Origin of the sequence: Luteolibacter pohnpeiensis, assembly GCF_016595435.1 — a bacterium.
Classification (GTDB): Bacteria; Verrucomicrobiota; Verrucomicrobiia; order Verrucomicrobiales; family Akkermansiaceae; genus Luteolibacter; species Luteolibacter pohnpeiensis.
Genome location: NZ_JAENIJ010000002.1, coordinates 194,254 through 218,051, shown reverse-complemented (window position 1 = coordinate 218,051; position 23,798 = coordinate 194,254). Strand labels below are relative to the sequence as shown.

Below are 23,798 nucleotides of genomic sequence, written 5' to 3'. Positions count from 1 at the left end.
AGCCCTCGCCTTCGGGTCTGGAATCAGCCCGCATCCCTTTCAAGCTCTAGATTTTTCTCTCATATCCAACCTTATCATGGCTGACTCTAACGCCACCGTCGCCCTAAACATCGGTTCCCAGCGCATCAGCATGGCCGTTTTCGATACTTCGAAAAATGGCAGTCTGATCCTGAAGTCTTACGACTCGGAATCCATCGCCGCGGATCCTGCACTGGATGCCGCAAGAATTTCACAAACCCGCGTTGCTATTGCGAACCTCACGCAGCGCCTGAAAGTCTCCAAGAGCAAGGCTCGTTACGCGATTTCAGGTCAGTCCGTGTTCACTCGCTTTGTGAAGCTGCCACCTTTGCAAGATGATAACATCGAGCAATTGGTGACTTTCGAAGCTCAGCAACACGTGCCATTCCCGATTGATGAGGTCGTCTGGGATTACGAGTTGATCGACAATCCGGTGGAAAAGGAAGTCGTGATCGTCGCGATCAAGGCGGATGCGTTGGATGAGATCAACGATGCGGTCAATGAAAGCGGATTGGCCACTGCTGAAGTGGATGTTTCGCCGATGGCGATCTACAATGCATTCCGCGCTTCATATGGTGAGCCTGCGGAAACGGTATTGCTGATCGATATTGGAGCCAAAACCAGTAACCTGCTTTACATCGAAGGTAAGCGCTTTTTCACCCGCAGCGTGAGCGTCGGTGGTGCTGCTGTGACCTCGGCGATTGCCAAGGAATACGGCGTTGCTTTCAATGATGCCGAGCAACAGAAAGTTGCGAACGGGATGGTTGCTCTGGGTGGTGGTCACACCGCCCAATTGGATGAAAGCGTTGCTGCACTTGCTGGCACGATCCGGAATGCTCTTACCCGACTTCCTTCGGAAATCACCCGGACGACCAATTACTACCGCAGTCAACATGGTGGCAGTGCTCCGCAGCGAATCATCATCGCCGGCGGTGGTGCGAGCCTCCCTTACACCCTGGAGTTCCTGCAGGAAAAACTGAACCTGCCAGTCGAGTTCTTCAATCCTCTGCAAGCGATTTCCTTTGGTAAAGGAGTCAATGCGGAAGCGCTGAAAGGCGAAGCTCATCAAATGGGTGAGTTGATTGGTCTCGGTCTTCGCGGCGTTGGCAAATCCTCGATCAATATCGATCTGGTTCCTGCGGTTATCGAAAAAGCCCGTGCGGATCAAAAGCGGAAGCCATTCCTGATCGGTGCAGCAGCCCTGCTCCTTCTTGGTGTTGGTGGCTGGGCTGGAATGCAGCACCTCGCTGCCAACAAGGCAGAGGAGAAGGCGAACGCGATGAAGGAAACTCAAGAGTCTCTGGAGCCTTACAACAACAGCATCAATTCCCTTCTCAAGAAAGAGGACGATTTGCGCAAGATCGCAACGACCTATACCGATGCCGAGCGCGATCATACTTACTGGTATCAACTCCTGACTGAAGTCGAGACGGCCTTCGGAAGTGATGTGGTCTGGGTGACCGACTTTGAGCCACTCGTTGGCTACAATCCAATTCCGGAAGACACTCGCGGCGTCAATGGTCGTTCCGTAGTCAAGCCTGACTTCGTCAGTGTTCCTTACGGCACCAGCTGCCTGGCAGATATCCAAGTGGAAGTGCCTACCAAAGGTAAAAGTAAGAGCAAGAGCCGCAACCAGAAGACGGAAGCTCCTACCATCAATGCAATCCGCATGCGCGGTTTCTGGCTTGAGAATCCGAAGAGCCAGACGGTTGTTTCGGATTTGTTAGCTCGCCTTCGCGCTCAGCCTGACAAGTTCACTTTCATGGCTCCTTTCAACAAGGAGATGGTGGAATTGAAGGACGAGGAAATCCTCAAGGTTGCCGTTACGGGAGAAGGACCGGAATTCGGTCTGCCATTTGAGATCGACCTACCCCTTGCTCGCAAGATTGCGATTAAATAAAGAAAACACCTTTCAAGCCACATCATGAGTTGGATCAAAGAAAATCAATTTGTCGCGGTGCTTGGCGGCGCTACCCTCGTTGGGGCGATCGCACTGGTAGCTGTGGGAATGGCCGGTTCCTCGAAATACCAGAAAGCAAGCGAAGCTTATCAAGCTTCTGCGGATCAAGTTGCTACCTATGAGAGATTGCCGCTCTACCCGAGTGAGGCAAACCGCAACGGTAAAACCAAAGCCTTGGCTGATTACCGGGAAGAAGTCCTTTCGCTGCAGCAAAAGTTTGATGCTTTCAGACCTGCAATGCCCCTTGAGAATATATCTCCTCAAGAGCTGACCACCCGGGTGATTTCATCCAACGCGGGCGTCAAAAGTGCTTTCACTGACAATGGTGCAACCGTTCCCGATGCATTCTTCCTCGGATTCGAATCCTACAATGGCACGCTTCCTCGTGAGGCTTCCACTGGGATCCTAAATTATGAGCTGGAAGCGGCTACGGAAATGACCACAGCTTTGGCTGAATCGAAGCCTACGGCCTTAGTAAACTTCCTCCGTGTTCCTCTGCCTGAAGAAGAAGGTGGTAAGTGGGAAGCTGACAAAGGCGCAACTTCCCGTCCGCTTTCCTTCGAAATCACATTCAGTGGTTCGGAAGAATCGCTTCGTGAATTCCTCACCAAACTGTCGAAATCTGAGAAGTTCTACACCGTTCTTCGGACCATTCGCGTGGTGAACGAAAATATCGAGCCGCCGAAGTCGACCGATGCTAAATTCGAAACTCCAAAAACAGCCATCGGCGGTGCAGCAGGTGCTGCAGCTGCAGATGATGATCCATTTGGGTTCTCTTCACCTGGAGATAGTGCAGCACCGGCAGCAGGAGGTGACTCCGCGGCGCCAGCTACGCCGGCCCCAAGTCCTGAGCGCATTTTGAGTCAGGTCCTCGGTAAAGAGAATCTTGATGTTTTCATCCGTCTCGACGTTCTTCAATTCCTTCCAGCCAAGGAGCTTCCTACGATTTCAAGCCCACAGTAATCCATGTCCTGGTTATCTCAAAATTATGAAAAAGCCGCCATTGGCGGTGCTGCAGTGATCGCACTCGGCCTGGCAGCCGTTGGCTGGATGAAGGTCGGATCTGTCGAAGAGACTTTCGATATTACCCCTAAAGGTGCCGGAAATAACAATCCTGCGGTAGCGTCCGCAGAGCTGGTTCCTGGTGCAATTGCTTCCCGGGACATGGATTTGACCCAATCACGGGTCGAAGCAAATGGCCGGAAGGTCGATTTCTTCACCGGCATTCCTCTCTACGTCAATCGGAACGCGCCTAACAAACCAGTCGATCCTTATACCAGTGAAGAAATTCATGCCGGTATTCCGAACAGCTGGTGGCTGACCTACAATCTGGATCCAGGTTTCGGTGATTCGCCTCAGCGCGACTCCGACGGTGATGGATTCACGAACCTGGATGAGTATCAAGGTCACACCGATCCCACCGATCCTAGTTCTTATCCATCGATTGTTGCCAAGTTGATGTTTGTCCGCGATGAAAGCGTGACCTGGGTTCTCCGTCCGGGATTTGATGTCAGCGGCGGTCGCACCTTCAACTACAAGGATAGCAACAAGCAAACGGCGAGGGTCACCGCGACCAACGCGGTGCAGCCGGGTGGCATATTCTTCAATGATGAAGGTGTGGTTAAAAATCGCTTCAAATTCCTCGATGTGCAAACGCGCGACGTGATGAATGAAAAAACGAAGCGCGAAGAAAAAGTTGATTTCATCCGCGTTGAAGATCAAAAGCCGAATAAGGCTGGCCTCGTTTATGAGATTCCAAAATTCAGTGAGCGCGACGAAGCCAAGTATTATCAATACGATCGCACCGCGGTTTTCACTCTGGAAGCGCTTGGGAATGAAGGACAAGAGTTTAAGGTCGAAGAAAATACCACCTTCGCTCTCCCACCTGGTTCAGCTTCTGAAAATTACCTGCTTAAGTCAGTTACACCTGAACAAGTTGAAGTGGAATACACCACATCAGATGGGGTGAAAAAGACTGTTGTTATTCCTAAAGGGCAGCTGCCTCAGATGAATCAGTGATAAATCCTCAAAAAAGCTCTTTCCATATTCTCAAAACATCGCCAGAAAACCTCCACCAACTATGCAAAAAACGCCAATGATTCGATCCAGTCGCACCGCCCTCGCGTTGATGGCCGTCGCATCCTCCATGCCGGTCACCATCTCGATTGCGAACGCTGGGGAAGACGCGGGCACCTCCAGCTACAGCAGTCTTGCCCAGCGGGAAATGATTCGCCGCCAGGAAGCTGTCACGGATGGTGATCGCCTGCTTGCTGAGGGCCGCGAAGCCTACGCCAAAGGAGATTTCCAAACTGCGGTTGATAAATATCGCCAAGCTTTGGATCGCCTTCCAGATGCGCCGACTCTTGCTGATCGTCGTGCAAGTTATACCGCACATCTTACCGATGCGAGTGTCGCGCTCGCTCAGAAGAATCGCAAGGAAGGCAAACTTCCAGAGGCACGTGCACTTCTTGAGAATGTTCTTTCTCCAAGCGTCGATCCGAACAACGCACTTGCTAAGCAAGAGTTGGACTATCTCGATGACCCGATCCGGACCAATCCTGCTTCGACCTACGAGCACACTCAAAACGTCGATAAGGTACGCAAAGGTCTCTACATGGCCGAAGGTAACTACAACCTTGGCAAATACGACGAAGCAAAAGCCAATTACGAAGATGTTCTTCGGATTGATCCATATAACTCCGCTGCACGCCGCGGGATGGAGAAGATTGCTGCAACCAAGACCGATTATTATCGCGCTGCTTATGATCAGACCCGCGCAGAGCTTCTGATGCAAGTGGATGCAGCTTGGGAACTCACGGTTCCTGCTCAAGCTCCAACGTTGATCAACGATCAGGGGCCGATCGACACACGTGGCGGTTCAGCCCTCATCAACGAGAAGCTTCGCCGCATCATCATTCCACAGATTGATTTTGAAGATGCTACCGTTGACGAAGCGATTGAATTCCTTCGTCAACGTGCTGCTGAGCTTGATACGACCGAGCTTGATCCTACCAAAAAAGGTATCAACTTCGTGGTTCGCCAAGGTTCCAGTGCGGGTGGCGCAGCTGACGCTGGCTTGGATGCCGGTGCAACTGGCGGTCTCGGTGGTGGCAGTGATAGCAGCGCTCTCCGGATTTCAAATCTCCGGTTGACCAACGTTCCTCTCGCTACGGCGCTGAAGTACATTTGCGATGCGACGAAGCTCCGTATCAAAGTTGACGATTATGCAGTCACTCTTCTTCCTGCTACCTCCACAGGTGAGGATGTCGTATCCCGTAACTTCCAGGTATCTCCTGATTTCGGTGCAAAACTGAGCGCAGGCGTTGATAGTGGTGGATCCGGTGCTGCTGCTGATGATCCATTTGCAGACAATTCGAACAGGCAACCTAGCTTGGTAGCTCGTCCGTCAATCCAAGAGCTCCTGAAAAAGGCCGGAGTGAGTTTCCCAGATGGTACTTCAGCGAACCTCAGCGGTTCCGGTATCCTTGTGGTCCGCAACACCTCCACCGAATTGGATAAAGTTGAGCAACTTGTCGAGGCATACTCGGAAAAGAGTCCTAAGCAAGTCAACATCACCACCAAGTTTGTTGAGATTTCTCAAGAGAACACCGATGAACTCGGTTTCGACTGGCTGGTTTCTCCATTCGGCTTGAACGCTAACAGCGTGTTCGCAAGTGGCGGAACGATCGGTAACGGAGCTGCCAAAATTGGTAGTGATTTCGTGAGCGCAGTTGGGTCTCAGGATGGTCTTCTTACGACAGTTTCCGGTATCAGCGGTTCCTCTGATAACGTTACGAATATCGTGACTGGCGGTCTTCGCAGCGGTGATTCTGCTATCAGCAGCGACGGTATCGATGCGATCCTCAACAACCCGAACCGGACTTCGGAAAGCTCAAGTGCTGCTCCTGGTATCATGGCTCTCACCGGTCTTTTCTCAGACGGGCAAGTGCAAATGATCATGCGCGGTCTCGCTCAGAAGAAGGGAACTGACCTCATGACTGCTCCTTCGATCACGGCACGCTCCACGGAGAAAGCCACGATCGAGATCATTCGTGAATTTATCTACCCAACTGAATACGAACCCCCAGAACTTCCAAACAGTGTGGATGCTACCGGCGGAACCACTTCCGTTGGCTTGGGTGGAAGCAGCTCCGGTATCTTCCCAGTTACTCCTGCAACTCCGACCGCTTTCGAAACTCGTAACACGGGTGTTACCCTTGAAATCGAGCCTACAATCGGTGCAAACGATCTGATGATCGACCTCCGCTTTGCTCCTGAGATCGTTGAGTTCGAAGGATTCATCAACTACGGAAGTCCGATCCAATCGCCATCTTCCAACGTTCTTGGTGAGCCTGTGACCGTTACGATCACGGACAACCGGATCGAGATGCCTGTCTTCTCGTCCCGCCGCGTTTCTACCGCTCTTACCATTTTCGACGGCTACACCGTCGCAGTCGGTGGTCTGATGCGCGAAGATGTCCAACACGTCGAAGACAAAGTGCCTATCTTTGGTGACATTCCAATCGTCGGTCGCTTGTTCCAGTCGAAGTCTGAGAATCGCATCAAGAGCAACTTGATCGTTTTCGTGACCGCGAAGATCATCGATCCTACCGGAACTGCAGTCCGTAAGGCAGATGAAGTGGCTGCAATGCCAGCATCGACCGATACCATGGATGGTAGCCTTCTTGGTGGTCATCCTTAATCGGGATCACTCATTCATCATGACGACAGGCGGGGAAGAAATTCCCCGCCTGTTTTTTTATGCCATCACAGCACTTCCCATTGCGGTTCTGGGTGGGATGCATAGGCTGAATTGCTCATTGAGATGAAAGTTTGCGTGCTTACCGGAGGGATCGCGTCAGGGAAGTCGACGGTTGGAAAGATTCTGCTAAGCCAGCTTCCCACCGCTGTCTTGTTTGATAGCGATCGGACGGTTCGGAGTTTGCTGGAGGGTGATCCACGGATTCGTGAGCAGATTGGCGAGGGATTTGGGCCCCAGGCGCTCACGGAAACCGGGGTGAATCGGGATTTTTTGCGATCGCGAGTTTTCGGAGATGCAAAAGCTCGTCTTCAGCTGGAAGGCATCCTCCATCCACGGGTGCGGAAGGAATGTCTTGATTCTCTTCGTGAAGCGCGGAATACTGGCGCAGGGATATTCATTGCGGATGTTCCCCTGTTTTTTGAAACCGGTTTCGATTTCGGTCAGGATCAAGTCCTCGTCGTTGCCTCGTCACGTGCCACCCAAATTCGAAGACTTCGAGAGCGCGGTGGGTTTGATGATTCATTGATTGAACACGTTTTGTCCGCGCAGTTGCCGGTGGAAGAAAAGATACGCAAGGCTGATGTGATTTTCTGGAACGAGGGACCTTTGTCCGTTCTCGAAGCCCAAGTCGGCCGTTTTTCCAAAGATTATCTGATGACTAATACCAATGAGAGCGAAGCTCCACACACGGATGTGGCCGCTTCAGAAGCAGCAGCTGTGCAAGTGCCGTCTGCTCCGATTCCGACTTCGATCGATATCAATGAATTCCGATTGAAGTCTTTGTCGGATTTACAGGCGATGGCGGAGGTGGTGCCGACTCGGATTGCCGGCGGCATTACCAAGAGCCAATTGATTTATGAGCTGCTGTGCTTTTACGGTCGCGAAGGGGCGGAGCTCGTTTGCGAAGGGGTGGTGGAGCCTGCGAAGGAAAACTTTGCGATGCTGCGTGATCCGCTGCGGAGTTTCCGCCCAGGCGCGGATGATATTCATATCCACTCCAACATGCTGCGTGAGTTCGGCATTCGTCCGGGTCAACTGGTGAAGTTGAAGGCGAGAATTCCGCGGGAGAGGGATAAGTTTTTGACGACGGAAGCGATCCTCGAAATCGAAGGAATTCCAGCTGCTGAATTTCAGCAAACGAAAGATTTTGATCATTTGACGCCGCTGTTTCCGAATGAGCGGATTCACCTCGAAGGTGAAGGCCCGGATTTCATCGGAGTGCGATTGATCGATCTGATCGCGCCGCTTGGTAAAGGCCAACGCGGGATCATCGTTGCTCCGCCTCGTGGTGGTAAGACGATTTTGCTAAAGCAGATCGCTCGCTCGATTCAGCTGAATCATCCGGAAGCAGAGTTGTTGATTCTGTTGCTGGATGAGCGCCCGGAAGAGGTGACTGACTTCGAGGAGACCGTGGGTGCTGAAGTTTTTGCATCGACCTTCGATGAGCCTGCAAAGCGTCATGCTCAAGTGGCGGACTTGGTTTTGGAAAGGGCGAAGCGCCTGGTGGAGCAGAAGAAGGATGTGATTCTGCTGCTCGATAGTTTGACGCGACTTGCTCGTGGTCACAACTCCGCATCGCAGGGTGGCCCGATTGGTAGCGGTGGCTTGAGCCCGGCTGCACTGCAAAAGTCTCGCAAGTTTTTTGGCACGGCGCGCAATGTGGAAGAAGGTGGTTCACTCACCATTCTAGCGACCGCGCTTGTCGAAACGGAGAGTCGTTTGGATGATGTGGTGTTCGAAGAATTCAAGGGAACCGGCAACATGGAGGTGCGATTGGATCGCGAACTCGCGGAGCGCCGCGTGTTTCCAGCCATCCACATTCCACAGTCGGGAACGCGGAACGATGATCGACTTTACCATCCGGATGAGTTTTTGAAAGTCGTCGATATTCGCAAGCAACTCGCGCAACTTCCGATCGGCGACGCGCTGACCAGTTTGCTGAGCAATCTGAAGGGGACCAAAACCAACGCGGAACTCGTGCTTCGAGGCTTGCGTTGACCGTCGCCAAAGATTGATTCTTGCAACTGTCCCATTGACACGTATCTGAGTGCTGCTAGCCTCCCGCGCCTTGCGCTGGAGGTTGGACGTATTTTCTATGTCGGCTCCGGCTCCAGTCTACAACCCGACATTCAATACAACGATGGCAACCAAGAAGAAGGCAGCTAAGCCCGCAGCCAAGAAAAGCGCTACCAAAGCCGCCAAGTCCGCGGTGAAAAAAACGGCAGCGAAGAAATCAACCTCCGGCAAGTCGACGAAATACGTCTACACATGGGGTGCCGGCAAAGCCGATGGCGATGGTAGCATGAAAGCCCTTCTCGGTGGTAAAGGTGCGAACCTCGCTGAGATGACCAAGATCGGTCTTCCAGTTCCAGCCGGTTTCACCGTGACGACGGAAGTCTGCACCTACTTCTACGACAACAAGCGTACTTATCCTGCTGTGCTTCGCGCGCAGATGGAAGCGGGTATCGCCAACATGGAGAAGATCATGGGCTACAAGTTCGGTGATTCCGAAGGCTTCCCACTTCTCGTCGCCGTGCGTTCCGGTGCACGCGATTCGATGCCGGGCATGATGGACACCGTTCTCAACCTCGGCCTCAACGACAAAACCGTCGCCGCTTTGGCCAAGGCAACCGACAACGAGCGTTTCGCTTGGGACTGCTATCGCCGCTTCATCCAAATGTATGGTGACGTGGTTCTCGGCGTTCAAAAGACTCCAGATGAAGATCACGAGCCATTCGAAGCGGTGATCGAAAAATACAAGCACGAAGCATACGGCAGCGACATCGTTGACTCCGATCTGACTGCTGAAGACAACAAGGAGCTGGTTTCCCGCTTCAAGACTCTCGTCAAAGACCGCACCGGTCACGGCTTCCCGGAAGATCCATGGGAACAGCTCGAAGGTGCTGCCGGCGCTGTGTTCGGTTCATGGATGAACGACCGTGCGATCGTTTACCGCCGCAAATACGGCATCCCTGCCGCATGGGGAACCGCTGTGAACGTTCAAGCGATGGTCTTCGGTAACACCGGCCCGAACTCCGGTTCCGGTGTGGCCTTCACCCGTAACCCTGCGAACGGTGAAAACGTTCTCTACGGCGAATTCCTCGTGAACGCCCAAGGTGAAGACGTCGTCGCCGGCGTTCGCACTCCAGACGAAGTTTCTGGCATGGCTGAAGCATTGCCTGCCGCATTCAAGGAGCTGATGAAAGTCCGCGCGATCCTTGAGAAACATTTCCGCGATGTGCAGGACGTTGAGTTCACCATCCAAGACGGAAAGCTTTACATGCTCCAAACCCGGAACGGCAAGCGCACCGCTGCTGCTGCTCTCAAGTTTGCAGCTGACATGGTGAAGGAAAAGCTCATCAGCTGGGAAACCGCTGTGATGCGCAACCCTGCTGACCAGCTGGATCAATTGCTTGCTCCGGTCTTCGACATTAACGAAGCGAAGAAAGCAACCGTGATCGCAAAAGGTCTCCCAGCGGGTCCTGGTGCTGCTTCCGGCAAGATCTACCTCAATGCCGACCGCGCGGTTGCCGCTGCCGAGAAAGGCGAGAAGGTTCTCCTCGTTCGCGTCGAAACCTCCCCGGAAGACCTTCGCGGCATGATCGCTGCGGAAGGTATCCTCACCGCTCGTGGTGGTGTTTCCTCCCACGCCGCACTCGTTGCCCGCCAAATGGGCAAGGTCTGCGTTTGCGGTGCTTCCGCAATCGAAGTCGACTACGACAAGAAGACCGTCACCGCAGGCGACCAGGTTTTCAAAGAAGGTGACTTCCTCTCCATCGACGGAACCGCAGGCACTGTTTACGGTGGCGAACTCGCAACCGAGCCATCCGAGATCATCACCGGTCTCATCAACAACAAGAAGGCATCCCAAAAGACCGAGAAGTTCCAAAACTTCGTCCAACTCATGGAATGGTGTTCCAAGGCGACCCGCCTCGGCGTCCGCACCAATGCCGACACACCAGAGCAAGTGAAGAACGCCGTGGCATTCGGCGCAGAAGGCATCGGCCTTACCCGCACCGAGCACATGTTCTTCGAAGGCGACCGGATCGACGCGATGCGCGAAATGATTCTCGCCAACACCGAGGAGGATCGTAAGAAAGCTCTCAAGAAGCTTCTTCCTCATCAACGCAAGGACTTCTTCGGCATCTTCAAGGCGCTCGAAGGCAAGCCAGCGACCATCCGCTTGCTGGACCCACCACTTCACGAATTCCTTCCAAACACCGAGGAGTCACAAGCAGACCTCGCTGAGAAGATGGGCGTGCCGGTTGAGGAAATCTCGCACCGCGTGCACGAACTCCACGAGCAAAACCCAATGTTGGGTCACCGTGGTTGCCGTCTCGCCATTTCCTATCCGGAAATCGCCGAGATGCAGGCACAAGCGATCTTCGAAGCTGCTGCCCAGTGCGTGAAGAAAGGCATCCCAGTGAAGCCTGAGGTCATGGTCCCACTCGTCGGCTACGCTCGTGAGTTGGAACTGCAAGTGAACATCATTCACCGCGTTGCAGCTGAAGTGAAGGCAGACAAGGGTGTCGAGTTTGACTACCTCGTCGGCACCATGATCGAAGTCCCACGTGGCGCGCTCACCGCTGACGAAATCGCGAAGCACGCTCAGTTCTTCTCCTTCGGCACCAACGACCTCACCCAAACCGCTCTCGGCGTCAGCCGCGACGACATGGGCTCGTTCCTCAGCAGCTATCAGGAAAACGACATCTATCCGAAGAACCCATTTGCCTCGCTCGACACCACCGGTGTTGGTCAGCTGATGGAAATCGCGGTGGAAAAAGGCCGCTCGGTCAAGCCGGACATCAAGCTCGGCATCTGCGGTGAGCACGGTGGTGATCCAGATTCGGTCACCTTCTGCCACAAGCTCGGCCTTGCTTACGTTTCCTGCTCGCCATACCGCGTGCCGGTTGCCCGCCTCGCTGCTGCTCAAGCCGCCATCGCTGAATCGGCTGGTGCAAAGCCAGCTAAAGCGAAGAAGGCTGCCAAGAAAGCCGCGAAGAAGAAGTAATTCTTCAAGTTCCTAGAACTTCCCAAGCCGTCCCGGACCACCGGGACGGCTTTTTTTATGCCTCGATTTGAGCCTGTGGCGTATCGGTTTCCTTGACGCATGACTCCCAAAGGCTGAATGCTCTCCGCAGATGAACGACTCACTCCGTCCTTTTTCCAGTCCAATGCTCGATGGCCCGGACCGTGCGCCAAGCCGCGCCATGCTCTACGCCGTGGGCTTTCAGAAAGAAGATTTCTCGAAGCCGCACATTGGCATCGCATCCACCTGGAGCCAGGTCACCCCTTGCAACATTCACATCGACAAGCTTGCTGAGGAGTCAGCGAAAGGCGCGGATGCTGCGGGCGGTAAAGCGGTGATCTTCAACACCATCACCATTTCCGACGGGATCTCCATGGGAACCGAAGGCATGAAATACTCGCTCGTTTCCCGCGAAGTGATCGCGGACTCGATCGAGACCGTGGTCGGCTGCGAGGGCATGGATGGCTTTGTCGCGATCGGTGGTTGCGATAAGAACATGCCAGGCTGTCTGATGGCGATGGCGCGCATGAACCGCCCGTCGGTTTTCGTTTACGGCGGCACGATCATGCCGGGCTGCGCGAAGATTCGCGGCGAGGAAAAGGATCTCGATGTCGTTTCTGTTTTCGAAGCGGTTGGCAAACACGCAGCGGGCGAAATGTCCGACGATGAGCTTGAGACCGTCGAGTCGTGCGCGATTCCCGGCCCTGGCTCCTGCGGCGGAATGTATACGGCGAACACGATGGCCAGTGCGATCGAAGCGCTCGGGATGTCGCTGCCGAACAGCTCGGCCCAAGCGGCGATTTCCGACGACAAGATGCGTGATTGCTTCGATGCCGGCGCTGCGGTGCTGAATCTGATCCAGCTTGGCATCAAGCCACGCGATATTTTGACCAAAGAGGCTTTCGAAAATGCAATCACGGTGTTGATCGCGCTCGGCGGCTCGACCAATGCTGCCCTGCACATCCCGGCGATGGCGCACTCGGCCGGCATCGACATTTCGATCGATGACTTCGAGCGGATCGGCAAGCGTGTTCCGGTTTTGGCCGACCTGAAGCCTTCCGGAAAATACGCGATGGCTGACCTGGTGAAAATCGGCGGTACCGTTCCATTGATGAAAATGCTTTTGGAAGCGGGTTTGCTTCACGGCGATTGCATGACCGTGACGGGCCGGACGATGCGCGAGAACTTGGAAAAGTCCCCGCTGGTTTACCCGGAAGGGCAGCAGATCATCCGTCCGATCGACAACCCGATCAAAAAAGACAGTCACCTGCGCATCCTCTACGGCAACCTCGCGGAAGGCGGCGCGGTCGCGAAAATCTCCGGCAAGGAAGGTGAGTTGTTCGTCGGCAAAGCTCGCGTTTTCAATTCAGAAGACGACGGCATGAAGGCGATCCTCGAAAAGAAGATCAACAAAGGTGACGTCATCGTGATTCGCCTGGAAGGCCCGAAAGGTGGCCCAGGCATGCGCGAAATGCTTGGACCTACGAGCGCCATCATGGGGCTCGGCCTTGGCAAGGATGTCGCGCTGATTACCGATGGCCGATTCTCCGGCGGCAGCCACGGCTTCGTGGTCGGTCACATCACCCCTGAAGCCTTCCTCGGCGGAACGATCGGGATTCTTGAAGATGGTGACGAAATCAAAATCGACGCGGTGAACAACCGGATCGACGTGATGCTTTCCGATGAGGAAATCGCCAAGCGCAAAGCCGCCTGGGTGCAACCCGCGCCTCGCTACACCCACGGTGTGCTGGCGAAATATGCCAAGCTCGTTGCCAGTGCCAGCGAAGGCGCGGTGACGGATAAATACCTCTAACAACTGGCGGCGATCAGCCGCTTTTCTTGCGAATCCGATCCAGCAGCTCTGGGTCGGATTCGAGCGTTTCGGCCAGTGCACGAATCACATCGAGCGTCGGCCGGGAGACGTGGTGCTCCATCCCTTCGACATCGTGATAGATGGTTTCTTCGTCGATGTTGAACAGGCGCAGAAAGCGCGTGAGGGTTTCATGGCGCTCGACGATCGCGCGGGCGATGCGGCGTCCGTCTTCGGTGAGGATGGTGCCGCGATATTTCTCGTGGTTCACCAGACCTTCGGCGTGCAGGCGTTGCAGCATGTTGGTGACGCTTGCCTGGGAGATGCCGAGGTTTTTTGAAATGTCCACGGCGCGCGCGTAGCCTTTTTCCTCGATGAGATGGAGGATCTGCTCGAGGTAGTCGTCCATGGCGACGGATCCGCTGGTGCGCCGGGGTGTTTGAGTCATGGGGAGGGAAAGCTAGTGCTTATCGGCTGGAAGGGAAAGCTCGGTTTCTCGATAAAGCTCGGCGTTCGATGCTTGGAATTCTGCCTTCAAACGCACCTGCAAGGTGGAGAGATCGACGATTCTCCATCCGCTGAATGTCCAGGCTCCGGTTTTTCCATCGTGCTCAATGCCGACCAGAAGATGGACGGCATCGTCATTGACCTTCAGCGTTTCGATTTTGGGCTCGAAGTAAAAACTGCGAAACGTGCTTCCCGCTGAGCCTTGCTCGACGAGTTTGGGATCGAGGTAAAAAATCGCGCCAGTCGCTTCATCTTCGATCCGTAAATCGGGATAGCCGGAGCGCTGGTGAACTCCGTCGCGAGTCGGCGGGATTTCACAGTTGAGTCCGGCGGTGGAGTTGAGTTTCTGGAGCAGCGCATCCTCGAAAAAGCGCGATGCCTCGTTGATGCGCCGCAGCTGGCGCACCGGAGAATCGGCTTGGCTCAGTTGGGGGAGGATTTCCGATAGGGCGACATTGATCGCCTCGACCACTTTTTGGCCAGCAGGGCTTTGGTCCAACGGAATGACTTTTTTCCCGGAAACCGCCTGGCATACGGTGGCAAAGGAGAAGGTCCGACTGGCCAGTTTCTCAGCGAGAATGTTGCGCACCAGTTCCACATCGGGATCGGGTTGCTGATTTTTAGCATCCGCGATTCTCTGATCATACCGCTGCTTCGCTTTTTTTAGATCGTTTTCAACCTTCTGAATGCGCGGCGTGGTGGGGCGTGCGCTCGGTTGGCGTAAGATCAAAATCGCCACGCCGAGTCCGATGAGGACAAAGAGGATGAGAAAGAATCTTTGGCGTTTTGGGTTGGCTTTCATGAGCGGCGCGATTGATGCCAGATGGAGGTGTCCGGGTGTAGCAGTAAATCGAGTGGTTGCTTGGTTAAATCGAATTGATCGATCAGGTGTTCTAACAAAACCAAAGAAGCGACGGTGTCGAACAGCGCATCGTGCCAGGATTTTTCGGGCACCCGTTGTTGAATGTTTTCGGTGAGTTCAAACTTTTTGCAAAGCGCGCCCAAGGAGTGGCTTGAGAGTTCCGGCCAGGCAGTGCGTGCGAGCAGCAGGGTGTCAATCCACGGGCCAAAGCCGTGCCCGGGGAATGCGCGGAGGAATTTTTTTTCAGTGCCTTTGCCGTGAGCCACCACGATTGCGCCGCCGAGTCTCAGTTTGATTTCCGGCCAGAGAGAAAGAAGAGTTGGCGCGTTTGTTAGATGATCGACGGTGATGCCATGAACTTTTTGCGCGGACCACAGAATCGGTTGCGTGGTATGAAGGTAAGAGGTGTAAGCATCCGTGTGCCCTTTCTCAACTGACCAACAGGCGATGCCGATCTGAATGGGAGTATCCGTTTTCCCGCGCTCCGCACCTGCCGATTCAAAGTCGATGGCAGAGAAATGGGAATCGCAGATGAGCATGTGATGAAAATAGGCTGAAGTCTGCGGTGCGATCAACCATCGGCTGAGAATGAATTCTTCCAAGGCATTTGCACAAATTGAGGGAATCCCAAGATGTGGCTTGCTCAAAAAGCCCCGTTGAATTTTCGACCGAGCCAGAATCCGCCAAGTAGCACGATGATTGCCGCGAGGGTTGCCCACTGGGACAGCAGGGATATGCGGGTTTCCAGCGGGCGAGGCTCGGGCAAGGCGTTGATCTCTTTGATCAGCTCCGGCAGTTGAGCGGGCTGAATCATGCGCCCTCGCGAAACTTTGGCCATTTCTTCGAGAACTTCAGGCCGGGCTGGTTGCCCGGTTTTTTCCAATTGGGTGCCTTGGGAAATGATGGTGGTTTCCAGAGGTTGATCTTCCGCACCGGTAGTGGTGGCGCGAACTTTCCATTCACCGGGTAAATCGATGCGGAATCTGCCGGAATAAGCCCCCCAGGCGGTTTCGTTTTTTTGCAATTCGATCCGCCGCGTGTTGCCATCCGGGGCGGTGAGGTCGACATGGACTGCGCCGGTTTTCATCGGGGCACCGTTCGAGTCGAAAGCATTCGCATTGAGGGTGACGGTGGTTCCCGGCTGGGGACGTTCTGGAGTGAAAAACAGGCGCACGCGCTGGCCAGCGGCCATGTTGCGTTGATAGGACATCCATCGCGCGACCTGGCCCCAGAACCGGTAGTGGTAAAGGTCTTCAACGCCGCGGCGCCAGCGCCAGGCAGAGTCGATTCCCATGAACAAAACTTTGCCGCTTCCTGCGGTTTTGGTGACCAGTAGCGGGATCGGGCCATAGGGGCCGCGGCGGTTGCCATGGGTTGCGAGAACTTCGGTGCCACCTTTTGCGCGCACGACCGGCGCGTGCCAGAAAAAGCCGGGAAGGTGACGCCAGATTTCCGGATTTTCCTCCTCGTTATTTCCGAGCATGGTCAGCAATGAGCTGCGACCCTCGGTGGTGAGAGTGAGTGGGGCGGCTACGGATTCTGAAAATCCGTGCTTCATGGTTTCATCCAAGGTCACCGGCATCAGATCGGCCAGGTCGGTGTCGAGCAGGGTGAATTGGTTTCCTTGGCGACCGGGCAGGAACACGACTCCGGATGCTTGGTTTTCAACAAGGCCACGGATGAGTGTGCATTGCTCCTTGGTGAGCTGGTCGGGGGCGACGCCGATGTCGCCGATGAAAATGACGTCGTATTGGGCGAGGTCTTCGATTTTTTCAGGAAACTTGCTGATGTAGTGAGCGCCAACTCCAGGGCCAAGCTGGGGTTGCAAGAGCAGGCACGAGAGCTCAACGCCAGGATCGCGGGAAAGGGCGTTTTTCAAGAATCGGTATTCCCAGCGTGGCAGTGTTTCCAGGATCAGCACGCGGATGCGTTCGGGCTTTCCGGCGATGTTGAATTTCCGCGAGTTGTTCGAGTCGAGCAATTCACCATCGGCGACGGGAATGGAAAGTTCCAACGTTGAGGCTCCTCCTTTCTCCAGCTTCCACAAGATGGATTCGTAGGTTTCAGCATTCGGTGGAATGATGATGTCTTTGGTGCGTTCCTGGCCGTTTTGATCGCGCAGCCGAACGATGGTCCGGACGGGATGATCGAGCGATGAGCGCACCGTGAACGGAATTTGTACATTCTCGCCAACGATGCCGTAGGTCGGCGCGGACACGGCGAGGAGGTCGAGGTCGGGCAGGCGGGTCTGGCTGCCAATCGGGATGGGAAAAAGCGGCACACCACGGAGCCGCATTTTCTGAGCGGCGGCGACGGGTGGTTGGCCGAGATTGTAGTCACCATCGGTGAGCAGGACCACGGCGCGGAGGTTGGTCTGCTTTTCCAGAGTTTGAGCCAACGGGGCATTGATATCGGTCCCGGCAAGTTGTGATTCACCGGAACCATCGGGAGCACTGGCGAAGGGCAGGGTTACGATCTCGTTTTTGCCATTGGCGGCGAGTGGTTGCCACAGGTCAGAGGCAAGTGTCTTGTCGACGAGCTCGGCGCGCGAGGTGATTTCTTCGGCATCGGACAGGATTTTCGGCAGCTTGGCATCGACCGTCGTCATCGAATCCGAATGATCCCAGAGAATCGCGATGGTTGGTTTGGCGTCCGGATTGATGGTGGTGCGCCATTCAGGTTGCCAAAGCAGCAAGACCACCACGCAGGCGATGGCAAATCGCAGGATTTCCAGCAACAGAGTCCGCCTGGGGTGGGCTGAGCGCCGCCAGGAGATTACGCAAAGAATCAACACCGCGATCAGCGAAGTGATCCCGATGCCAAGGGTGAGCGGTGTGGGGTTGAGGTGAAGCAAAGCAATATCAGGAAGTGGCGGCTAGCGGCGTGCTGCGGTCGCGTTTTTTCGGCAAGCAGAGGATGGCCTCAAAAATCAGGAATGCGAGAACCGCGATCAGAAATGGCATCCACAAATCGCGGCTGAGATCGGCAGTGGTGGCTTGTCCGGCTTGTTCTAACAGCGTGTAGGAAGTGCCTTCCAAAACGTCATCCAGTTCGTCACGTGTTAGAAGCTCAGGGGCATCCTCGGCTGCCGGGCGATTCACTGCGACCACTCTGGAACCAAGCCGGTAAACTCCACTTTCGTAGGCGGCGTTTGCTGGATCGGGCGTGCCGTAGTCATCGATTCGCTCGCGGATTTCGCCGGGAAGAAGAGCCGCGGCATCTGAGCCGATCTCGGCGGTATGCGAAGCATCAAAGCGGGCCGCGCCGAGCTCAAGAATCCGCTGAACGACGGGTAACAGCACATCGGCATCGCCAAGATTTGACCAGGTATAATCCGGTTTTGAGCCGATGAACCAAGCGATGCCGCGATCGGTGACGCGCCTTGTTAGAAAGGGTTCTCCATCTTCCCAGCGGGCAAGCGGAGCGGAGTCGCCTTGCGGGATCTGGCAGCGGATTGCCTTCATCCGTTCCGCTGGGAGCGAGGTGCCGTCGATGCCGTCACGCATCGGGCCGTCAGCGTGATTCCAATCCTTCAAGATGAGAAATTTGCCACTGGCAGCCTCAACCGGGGCAGACCACTTGTGTTCCAGAAACGATTCCGAACTCGCTTGGCCGGGTGGGAAGAAAAGGACCTGGCCACCTGCGCTGAGGTATCGGTTCAGACTTTCCGCGGCAGCTCCATCAGGCAGCGGAGCATTCCAGAGAATGAGCGAAAGGTCGTTGGTGACGACTGCGGAAAATTGATCGGGCTCAACCCGCTCGACCGATTGCTCGCCAAAGCCGGGAGGTGCAGCGGCCAGTGCAAGATATTGCGCGGCTTCTCCCTCTGCGGAAACGATTACAGACCGGACCGGCATCGCGGGGCCGTAGGCAAAGAAGGCGACGTTGTCGCGCGGGTTGCCATCGGCAGGGATGGAAAGATGGCCGTAACCAGACTCGCTACCTTCCGGGAGAGTGACCCGTTTTTGAAATCTCAGCGATTGGCCAGGCACCGTGAGCAGCTCGGTAGTGCGCGCTCCATTCAAGCTGCTGGTGACCGGGATGGAAATGGTGCCGCGGGCATTTTCGTCACGCAGCAGTTCCAAATCTAACAAAAGCTCGTCGCCGCTGCGGCGCGATGAAATCAGGCGCAGGGAGGTGTTCGATGCGCCGCCATTTTGGGTGAGCGATAGAATGCGGATGGCTGGCACTTTGGGCAGGCTGGACAAGCTGGCGCGAGCTGCGGCCCAACGCTCATCAGCTGGATGCCAGTTGCTGCTTTGCAAGTCAGAGGCAATCCAGACTTCAGAACGGCCGCTCGTTTCGGTGAGAAACTCGGCAGCCTTGGATAACAACCGGGGAAAGTCAGCTTCGCTGTCGGTGGCTGCGGTGGAGGAAAGCTCGGCGAGTGTGTCGGGTGAGGGGACGTCTGTCGGACTGGCGGACGCACTGTCGATCAGGACCAACCTGGGGGAGCCGAGGTCAGCCAGGGTTTTTTTCACTTTTTCCAACACCAGCTCGCGCTGCGATGCCAGTCCGTCGCCAGGTTTGGCTTCCATCGATGCGGATCGGTCGAGGATCAGAACCACGGTGTCGAGTCGGCCGGCGCCCCAGCCAAGCAGGCCGGAGGCAACCGGGCGCGCTGCGGCGAGAGCAAGCGCAGCCAAGGCGAGCGCGCGGCAGGTGAGGATCAGGATGTGACGCAGCTTCTTTTTCCCGCGGGACTCGCGAGTTGCCTTCAGCAGGAAACTCATCGCCGCCCACGGGATGGTTTTGTGGCGGCGTTTGTTGAGAAGATGGATCGCGATCGGGACCGCAGCGGCAGCCACAAACCACAGAAACAATGGACTCAGGAATATCATTCAGTAGGCAGTGGCTTCGGGTCGTCAGTGTTTTGACTTGGGCAGGCGTGCGGTGAGGAAATCACGCAACAGCGGTTCGAGTGGAGTGTCCGTGGTGACCAGTTGATAGTCGGCGTTCGCGTCGTGGGTTTTCGCCCGGACGGTGGCGAGAAACTCGTGCAAGGCGGACTTGTATTCATCCGCGATCAAATTGGGTTCGGCAACAATGGCCGTGCCGTCTTCGAGGTCGACGAAGCGCCGTGGACTATCGAACTGGAAGCCGATCTCAAGCGGATCCATCAGGTGAAATACGGAAATGTCGTGCTTGCGGTAGCGCAAGTGCTGCAGCGCGTCCGCGAGCTCGGAGGAATCCGTGAACAGATCCGAGAGAATGACCACAAAGGCGCGCTGGCCGATTTTTTCGGCAATGGTGTGCAGTGCCGGGATCAGGCCGGTTTCACCCGATGGCTGGAGGGCTTCGAGCGTGGTGAAAAGACGTTCCAAATGAGCCGGGCGGCGACTGGGTGGGACCTCAAGGTGCAGTTTGTCGGTGCAGATCGAAAGTCCGGCGGCATCGCCTTGGTTCACCAGCAGGTAGGCGAGTGACGCGGCGATGCGGCGTGCAAACTCGATTTTTGGCGGTGCTCCGCCCGAGAAATTCATCGAGCCGGAGGCATCCACGACAAAGTAGGCGCGGAGGTTAGTATCGGCTTCAAATTCCTTGATGTAAAACCGGTCGGAGCGGGCGAATGCCTTCCAGTCGAGTCGGCGCGTATCGTCACCGGGCACATATTTCCGATATTCCGCGAATTCGACCGACGAGCCATGGTGTGGTGAACGATGGCGGCCGGCCACATTGCCCATCATCGGGCTGCGCGCCTCCAGCGGAAGCGAGCCCAATCGGGACAAAAGATCGTGGTCGAGGAAAGAGTGACTCATGCCGATGCTGCTACTGCTTCGTCAAACTTCAGCTGATCGCCTGCTTTCAAATCGAGCCGGGTCCTGTGGACCGGTCGAATCGTGATCTGGCCCTTGCTGGTGACAGTTGCAGTCATGGTAAGAAAGTAAGCGGAAAAATCAGGCGGTTAAATCGGATCCAGAGGGTGATGGATTATTCTTCGCGCATTTCGCGGATCAGGCGTTCGACGATTTTCTTGGAAGTCATGCCTTGCGACTCAGCGGAGAAGTTGGTGATCACCCGGTGGGAGAGCACCGGGCTGGCCACGGCCTCCAGATCCTCAAGCGAGGCCATGTAGGAACCACGCAGGGCGGCGCGGGATTTGGCTCCTAGAATCAGGTATTGAACGGCCCTAGGTCCGGCTCCCCAGCCAACGGTTTCCTTCAGCCACTGCGGAGCTTCCGGTTGATTCGGGCGGGTGCGGCGAACCAGGTTCACCGCGTATTCATAAAGATGCTCTGGAACGGGCACGCGACGGACCAATTGCTGGAACGCGAGAATTTTATCCGCATTGAGGATGCGATCCAGGGTCTTGCGGGTGGTGCCGGTGGTTTCGCGGGCGATGCGGATTTCATCGGCCGCAGTGGGATAATCGAGCTCGATCAGGAACATGAAGCGGTCGAGCTGAGCTTCCGGCAGCGGGTAAGTGCCTTCCTGTTCAATCGGGTTCTGTGTCGCGAGGACAAAAAACGGCGGCTGCAGCGGGTAGGTTTTCCCCAGCACCGTTACCTTGTTTTCCTGCATCGCCTCCAACATCGCGGACTGAGTTTTGGCGGGAGCGCGGTTGATTTCATCCGCCAGAACCAGATTGGCGAAAACCGGGCCGCGGATGAACTCGAACTCGCGTTTGCCGCCGACACCGGATTCCTGGATGATGTCCGTGCCGGTGATATCCGCAGGCATCAGATCCGGTGTGAACTGGATGCGGTTGAAAGAAAGATCGAAAGTTTGGGCGACGGATGACACCAGCAGGGTTTTCGCGAGACCGGGAACCCCCATCAGCAGCGCGTGACCACGGGCAAACAGCGCGATGCAGAGTTGCTCAATGATATCCTCCTGACCAATGATGGCTTTGCCGAGTTCCTGACGGAGCGCTTGATAGGATTTTCCAAGTTCATCGATGGCGGCGACATCGTCCGGCGGGAGCTGATAGGAAGAAGAATTGGGTTCCATGGATGATTTTCGAGTACGGAAAGCTAAGTCAGGCTAGGTGAGGAGATTCGTTTGTCGAGGCGCGAAGCATGCGGAATGATCATGAAAAAGAGCGGAAGAATCTGCGGAAATTTCCATTTCCCGCTTGCCAGAGAGCTGATGTCTGCTAAATCACCCGCCCCGCGGAAAAGCCGGAGCGTTCCGGCGTGTTCCCGCGGCCACGCGAAATCACGCATATCATGGCACGTATCCTAGGCATCGAAATCCCCAACGAGAAGCGCATCGAAGCTTCTCTGCCGTATATGTTCGGCATTGGCCGTCCGACCGCGGCAAAAATTCTCGAACACGCCGGCATTGACCCAAATATCCGGACCGGACAGCTCAGCGAAGATCAACTTGTGCGTATTGCTCAAGTGATTCAGACTGAACAGATTCTCGTCGAAGGCGATCTGCGCCGGGAGCGTCAATCACAGCTGAAGCGCCTGACTTCCATCAACTGCTACCGCGGTATCCGCCACAAGCGCGGCTTGCCAGTCCGCGGCCAACGCACACGGACCAATGCCCGCACACGCAAGGGCAAGAAGAAGACCGTGGGCGTTAAGAAATAGTAGCATTTTCATCTACACTCATGTCTGACGAAGAAACGAAACCAGAAGCCGCTGTAAAGCCAGCGGTTGAGCCCACTGAAGCTCCAGCACCCGCCAACACGCCGGCTACTGCCGGTGCCGATGCCCCTGAGGCAGCGGCTCCAGCGGTCGAAGGCGCTCCTAAAAAGGAAGCGAAACGCGACATCTTTGCCGAAATTGCCGGAGGCGAAGAAGAAGTCAAAATTCACAAGGCGAAAGGCTCGAAGAACGTTCTTCGCGGTATTGTCCACGTGACAGCCACTTTCAACAACACCATCGTCAGTGTCACTGACGTGAACGGCAACTCCATCGGCTGGTCCAGCGCTGGCAAGATGGGCTTCAAAGGTTCCCGCAAGAGCACCGCTTACGCAGCTCAAGTGGTTTCCCAAGACGCATGCCGCCAAGCAATGGGTCACGGTTTGAAAGAAGTCGACGTGCGTGTCAAAGGACCAGGTTCCGGCCGTGAGTCCGCTGTTCGTGCCGTGCAAGGTCTTGGCCTCGAAATCCTCTCGATTCGCGATGTCACCCCGATCCCTCACAACGGCTGCCGTCCGAAGAAAGCGCGCCGCGTCTAATCCCAGATTTTAACCATTTAAGAACATGGCACGTTATACAGGTCCTCGCGCGAAAATCAGCCGCCGTTTCGGTGTCTCGCTTTTCGGCCCTTCGAAAGCACTCGACCGCCGCAATTTCCCACCAGGTCAGCACGGTGTTCGTGCAGGCCGTAAAAAGAAGAGTGAATATTCCGTCGCTCTTGGTGAAAAGCAAAAGCTCCGTTTCCAATACGGCATTCTTGAGAAGCAATTCCGCGGTTACTACGAAGAGGCAGCCCGCCGTCGTGGTGTTACCGGTGAAATCCTTCTGCAACTTCTTGAAACCCGCCTCGACAACGTCGTGTTCCGCGCAGGTTTCGGCAACACCCGCCAAGCTGCCCGCCAGTTGGTAAACCACGGTCACGTTTTGGTGAACGGTCGCACGGTCGATATCGCCAGCTTCCAAGTGAAGCCAGGTGATGTGATCAAGGTCGGTCCAAGACCGTCTTCCCAACAACTTGCACTGCGCATGGTGGATCTCACCCAAGCAGCTCCACAAGTTGACTGGCTCTCGGTAGATCGCGACAAATTGGAGGCAACCATGGCCCGCGTGCCAGAGCGCTCCGATATCGAACCGATCGTCAACGAGCAGCTCATCGTTGAGCTTTACTCCCGCTAATCGCCGAAAGGTCTATTGGTTTTCAAAGCGTCTGGACTTCATCGTCCAGGCGCTTTTTTTGTATCGTGATCCGTCGGCTGTG

Annotated in this window: 18 protein-coding genes; 10 read left to right on the top strand and 8 right to left on the bottom strand. The window is 55.5% G+C overall.

The genetic code is table 11. From position 1 onward, the window contains the following. Nucleotides 1-76 precede the first annotated feature (76 nt). From mul2B to ilvD, 7 genes are all read left to right on the top strand, one after another. Nucleotides 77-1,918 (top strand): Amuc_1101 family PilM-like pilus complex protein, encoded by a 1,842-nt coding sequence (gene mul2B / locus JIN85_RS02060; RefSeq protein WP_200267109.1) that lies wholly within the window; start codon nucleotides 77-79, stop codon nucleotides 1,916-1,918. A 24-nt stretch (nucleotides 1,919-1,942) separates the two neighbouring features. After that, on the top strand, nucleotides 1,943-2,941 hold the full coding sequence (locus tag JIN85_RS02055; protein WP_200267107.1) for an Amuc_1100 family pilus-like protein: 999 nt from the start codon (nucleotides 1,943-1,945) through the stop codon (nucleotides 2,939-2,941). A 3-nt stretch (nucleotides 2,942-2,944) separates the two neighbouring features. Continuing rightward, the gene (locus tag JIN85_RS02050) at nucleotides 2,945-3,997 is read left to right on the top strand and encodes an Amuc_1099 family pilus-like system protein (protein ID WP_200267105.1); all 1,053 of its coding nucleotides are present in this window, start codon (nucleotides 2,945-2,947) and stop codon (nucleotides 3,995-3,997) included. Between the two features lie 61 nt (nucleotides 3,998-4,058). Then, nucleotides 4,059-6,680 (top strand): Amuc_1098 family type IV pilus outer membrane protein, encoded by a 2,622-nt coding sequence (locus JIN85_RS02045; RefSeq protein ID WP_200267103.1) that lies wholly within the window; start codon nucleotides 4,059-4,061, stop codon nucleotides 6,678-6,680. A 123-nt stretch (nucleotides 6,681-6,803) separates the two neighbouring features. After that, nucleotides 6,804-8,738, top strand: a complete 1,935-nt coding sequence (gene rho / locus JIN85_RS02040; RefSeq protein ID WP_200267101.1) for a transcription termination factor Rho — start codon at nucleotides 6,804-6,806, stop codon at nucleotides 8,736-8,738. A gap of 142 nt (nucleotides 8,739-8,880) precedes the next feature. Further along, complete coding sequence (gene ppdK / locus JIN85_RS02035; protein WP_200267099.1) at nucleotides 8,881-11,751, top strand: pyruvate, phosphate dikinase; 2,871 nt, start codon at nucleotides 8,881-8,883, stop codon at nucleotides 11,749-11,751. A 130-nt stretch (nucleotides 11,752-11,881) separates the two neighbouring features. Next, the gene (gene ilvD, locus JIN85_RS02030; protein WP_200267097.1) at nucleotides 11,882-13,582 is read left to right on the top strand and encodes a dihydroxy-acid dehydratase; all 1,701 of its coding nucleotides are present in this window, start codon (nucleotides 11,882-11,884) and stop codon (nucleotides 13,580-13,582) included. 13 nt (nucleotides 13,583-13,595) lie between these two features. Here ilvD and mntR read toward each other — a convergent pair whose 3' ends face one another. The 8 genes from mntR to JIN85_RS01990 are packed head-to-tail and all read right to left on the bottom strand — an operon-like array spanning nucleotide 13,596 to nucleotide 21,899. Continuing rightward, a complete protein-coding gene (gene mntR / locus JIN85_RS02025; RefSeq protein WP_200267095.1) occupies nucleotides 13,596-13,988 on the bottom strand; it encodes a transcriptional regulator MntR in 393 nt (130 codons plus the stop codon). 51 nt (nucleotides 13,989-14,039) lie between these two features. Further along, nucleotides 14,040-14,888 (bottom strand): hypothetical protein, encoded by an 849-nt coding sequence (locus JIN85_RS02020; protein ID WP_200267093.1) that lies wholly within the window; start codon nucleotides 14,886-14,888, stop codon nucleotides 14,040-14,042. After that, nucleotides 14,885-15,595 (bottom strand): 3'-5' exonuclease, encoded by a 711-nt coding sequence (locus JIN85_RS02015; protein ID WP_234047177.1) that lies wholly within the window; start codon nucleotides 15,593-15,595, stop codon nucleotides 14,885-14,887. Before JIN85_RS02015 ends, JIN85_RS02020 begins: the two co-directional genes overlap by 4 nt. Next, nucleotides 15,592-17,802: a hypothetical protein gene (locus JIN85_RS02010; protein WP_200267092.1), complete on the bottom strand. Its 2,211-nt coding sequence runs from the start codon at nucleotides 17,800-17,802 to the stop codon at nucleotides 15,592-15,594. The genes JIN85_RS02015 and JIN85_RS02010 overlap by 4 nt, the downstream gene beginning before the upstream one ends. A 7-nt stretch (nucleotides 17,803-17,809) precedes the next feature. After that, nucleotides 17,810-19,789 (bottom strand): BatA domain-containing protein, encoded by a 1,980-nt coding sequence (locus JIN85_RS02005; protein ID WP_200267090.1) that lies wholly within the window; start codon nucleotides 19,787-19,789, stop codon nucleotides 17,810-17,812. 24 nt (nucleotides 19,790-19,813) lie between these two features. Further along, nucleotides 19,814-20,707: a DUF58 domain-containing protein gene (locus JIN85_RS02000; protein WP_200267089.1), complete on the bottom strand. Its 894-nt coding sequence runs from the start codon at nucleotides 20,705-20,707 to the stop codon at nucleotides 19,814-19,816. Beyond that, nucleotides 20,704-20,823 (bottom strand): AbrB/MazE/SpoVT family DNA-binding domain-containing protein, encoded by a 120-nt coding sequence (locus JIN85_RS01995; protein ID WP_200267088.1) that lies wholly within the window; start codon nucleotides 20,821-20,823, stop codon nucleotides 20,704-20,706. The genes JIN85_RS02000 and JIN85_RS01995 overlap by 4 nt, the downstream gene beginning before the upstream one ends. A 56-nt stretch (nucleotides 20,824-20,879) precedes the next feature. Further along, nucleotides 20,880-21,899: an AAA family ATPase gene (locus tag JIN85_RS01990; protein ID WP_200267087.1), complete on the bottom strand. Its 1,020-nt coding sequence runs from the start codon at nucleotides 21,897-21,899 to the stop codon at nucleotides 20,880-20,882. Between the two features lie 218 nt (nucleotides 21,900-22,117). Here JIN85_RS01990 and rpsM point away from each other — a divergent pair, with 218 nt between their 5' ends. Genes rpsM through rpsD form a run of 3 tightly spaced genes read left to right on the top strand, consistent with a single transcriptional unit; the run spans nucleotide 22,118 to nucleotide 23,716 of the window. Next, nucleotides 22,118-22,486, top strand: a complete 369-nt coding sequence (gene rpsM / locus JIN85_RS01985; RefSeq protein ID WP_200267086.1) for a 30S ribosomal protein S13 — start codon at nucleotides 22,118-22,120, stop codon at nucleotides 22,484-22,486. Nucleotides 22,487-22,506: 20 nt separating this feature from the next. Beyond that, a complete protein-coding gene (rpsK, locus tag JIN85_RS01980; RefSeq protein ID WP_343225473.1) occupies nucleotides 22,507-23,079 on the top strand; it encodes a 30S ribosomal protein S11 in 573 nt (190 codons plus the stop codon). 25 nt (nucleotides 23,080-23,104) lie between these two features. Further along, on the top strand, nucleotides 23,105-23,716 hold the full coding sequence (gene rpsD / locus JIN85_RS01975) for a 30S ribosomal protein S4 (protein ID WP_200267085.1): 612 nt from the start codon (nucleotides 23,105-23,107) through the stop codon (nucleotides 23,714-23,716). Nucleotides 23,717-23,798 lie beyond the last annotated feature (82 nt).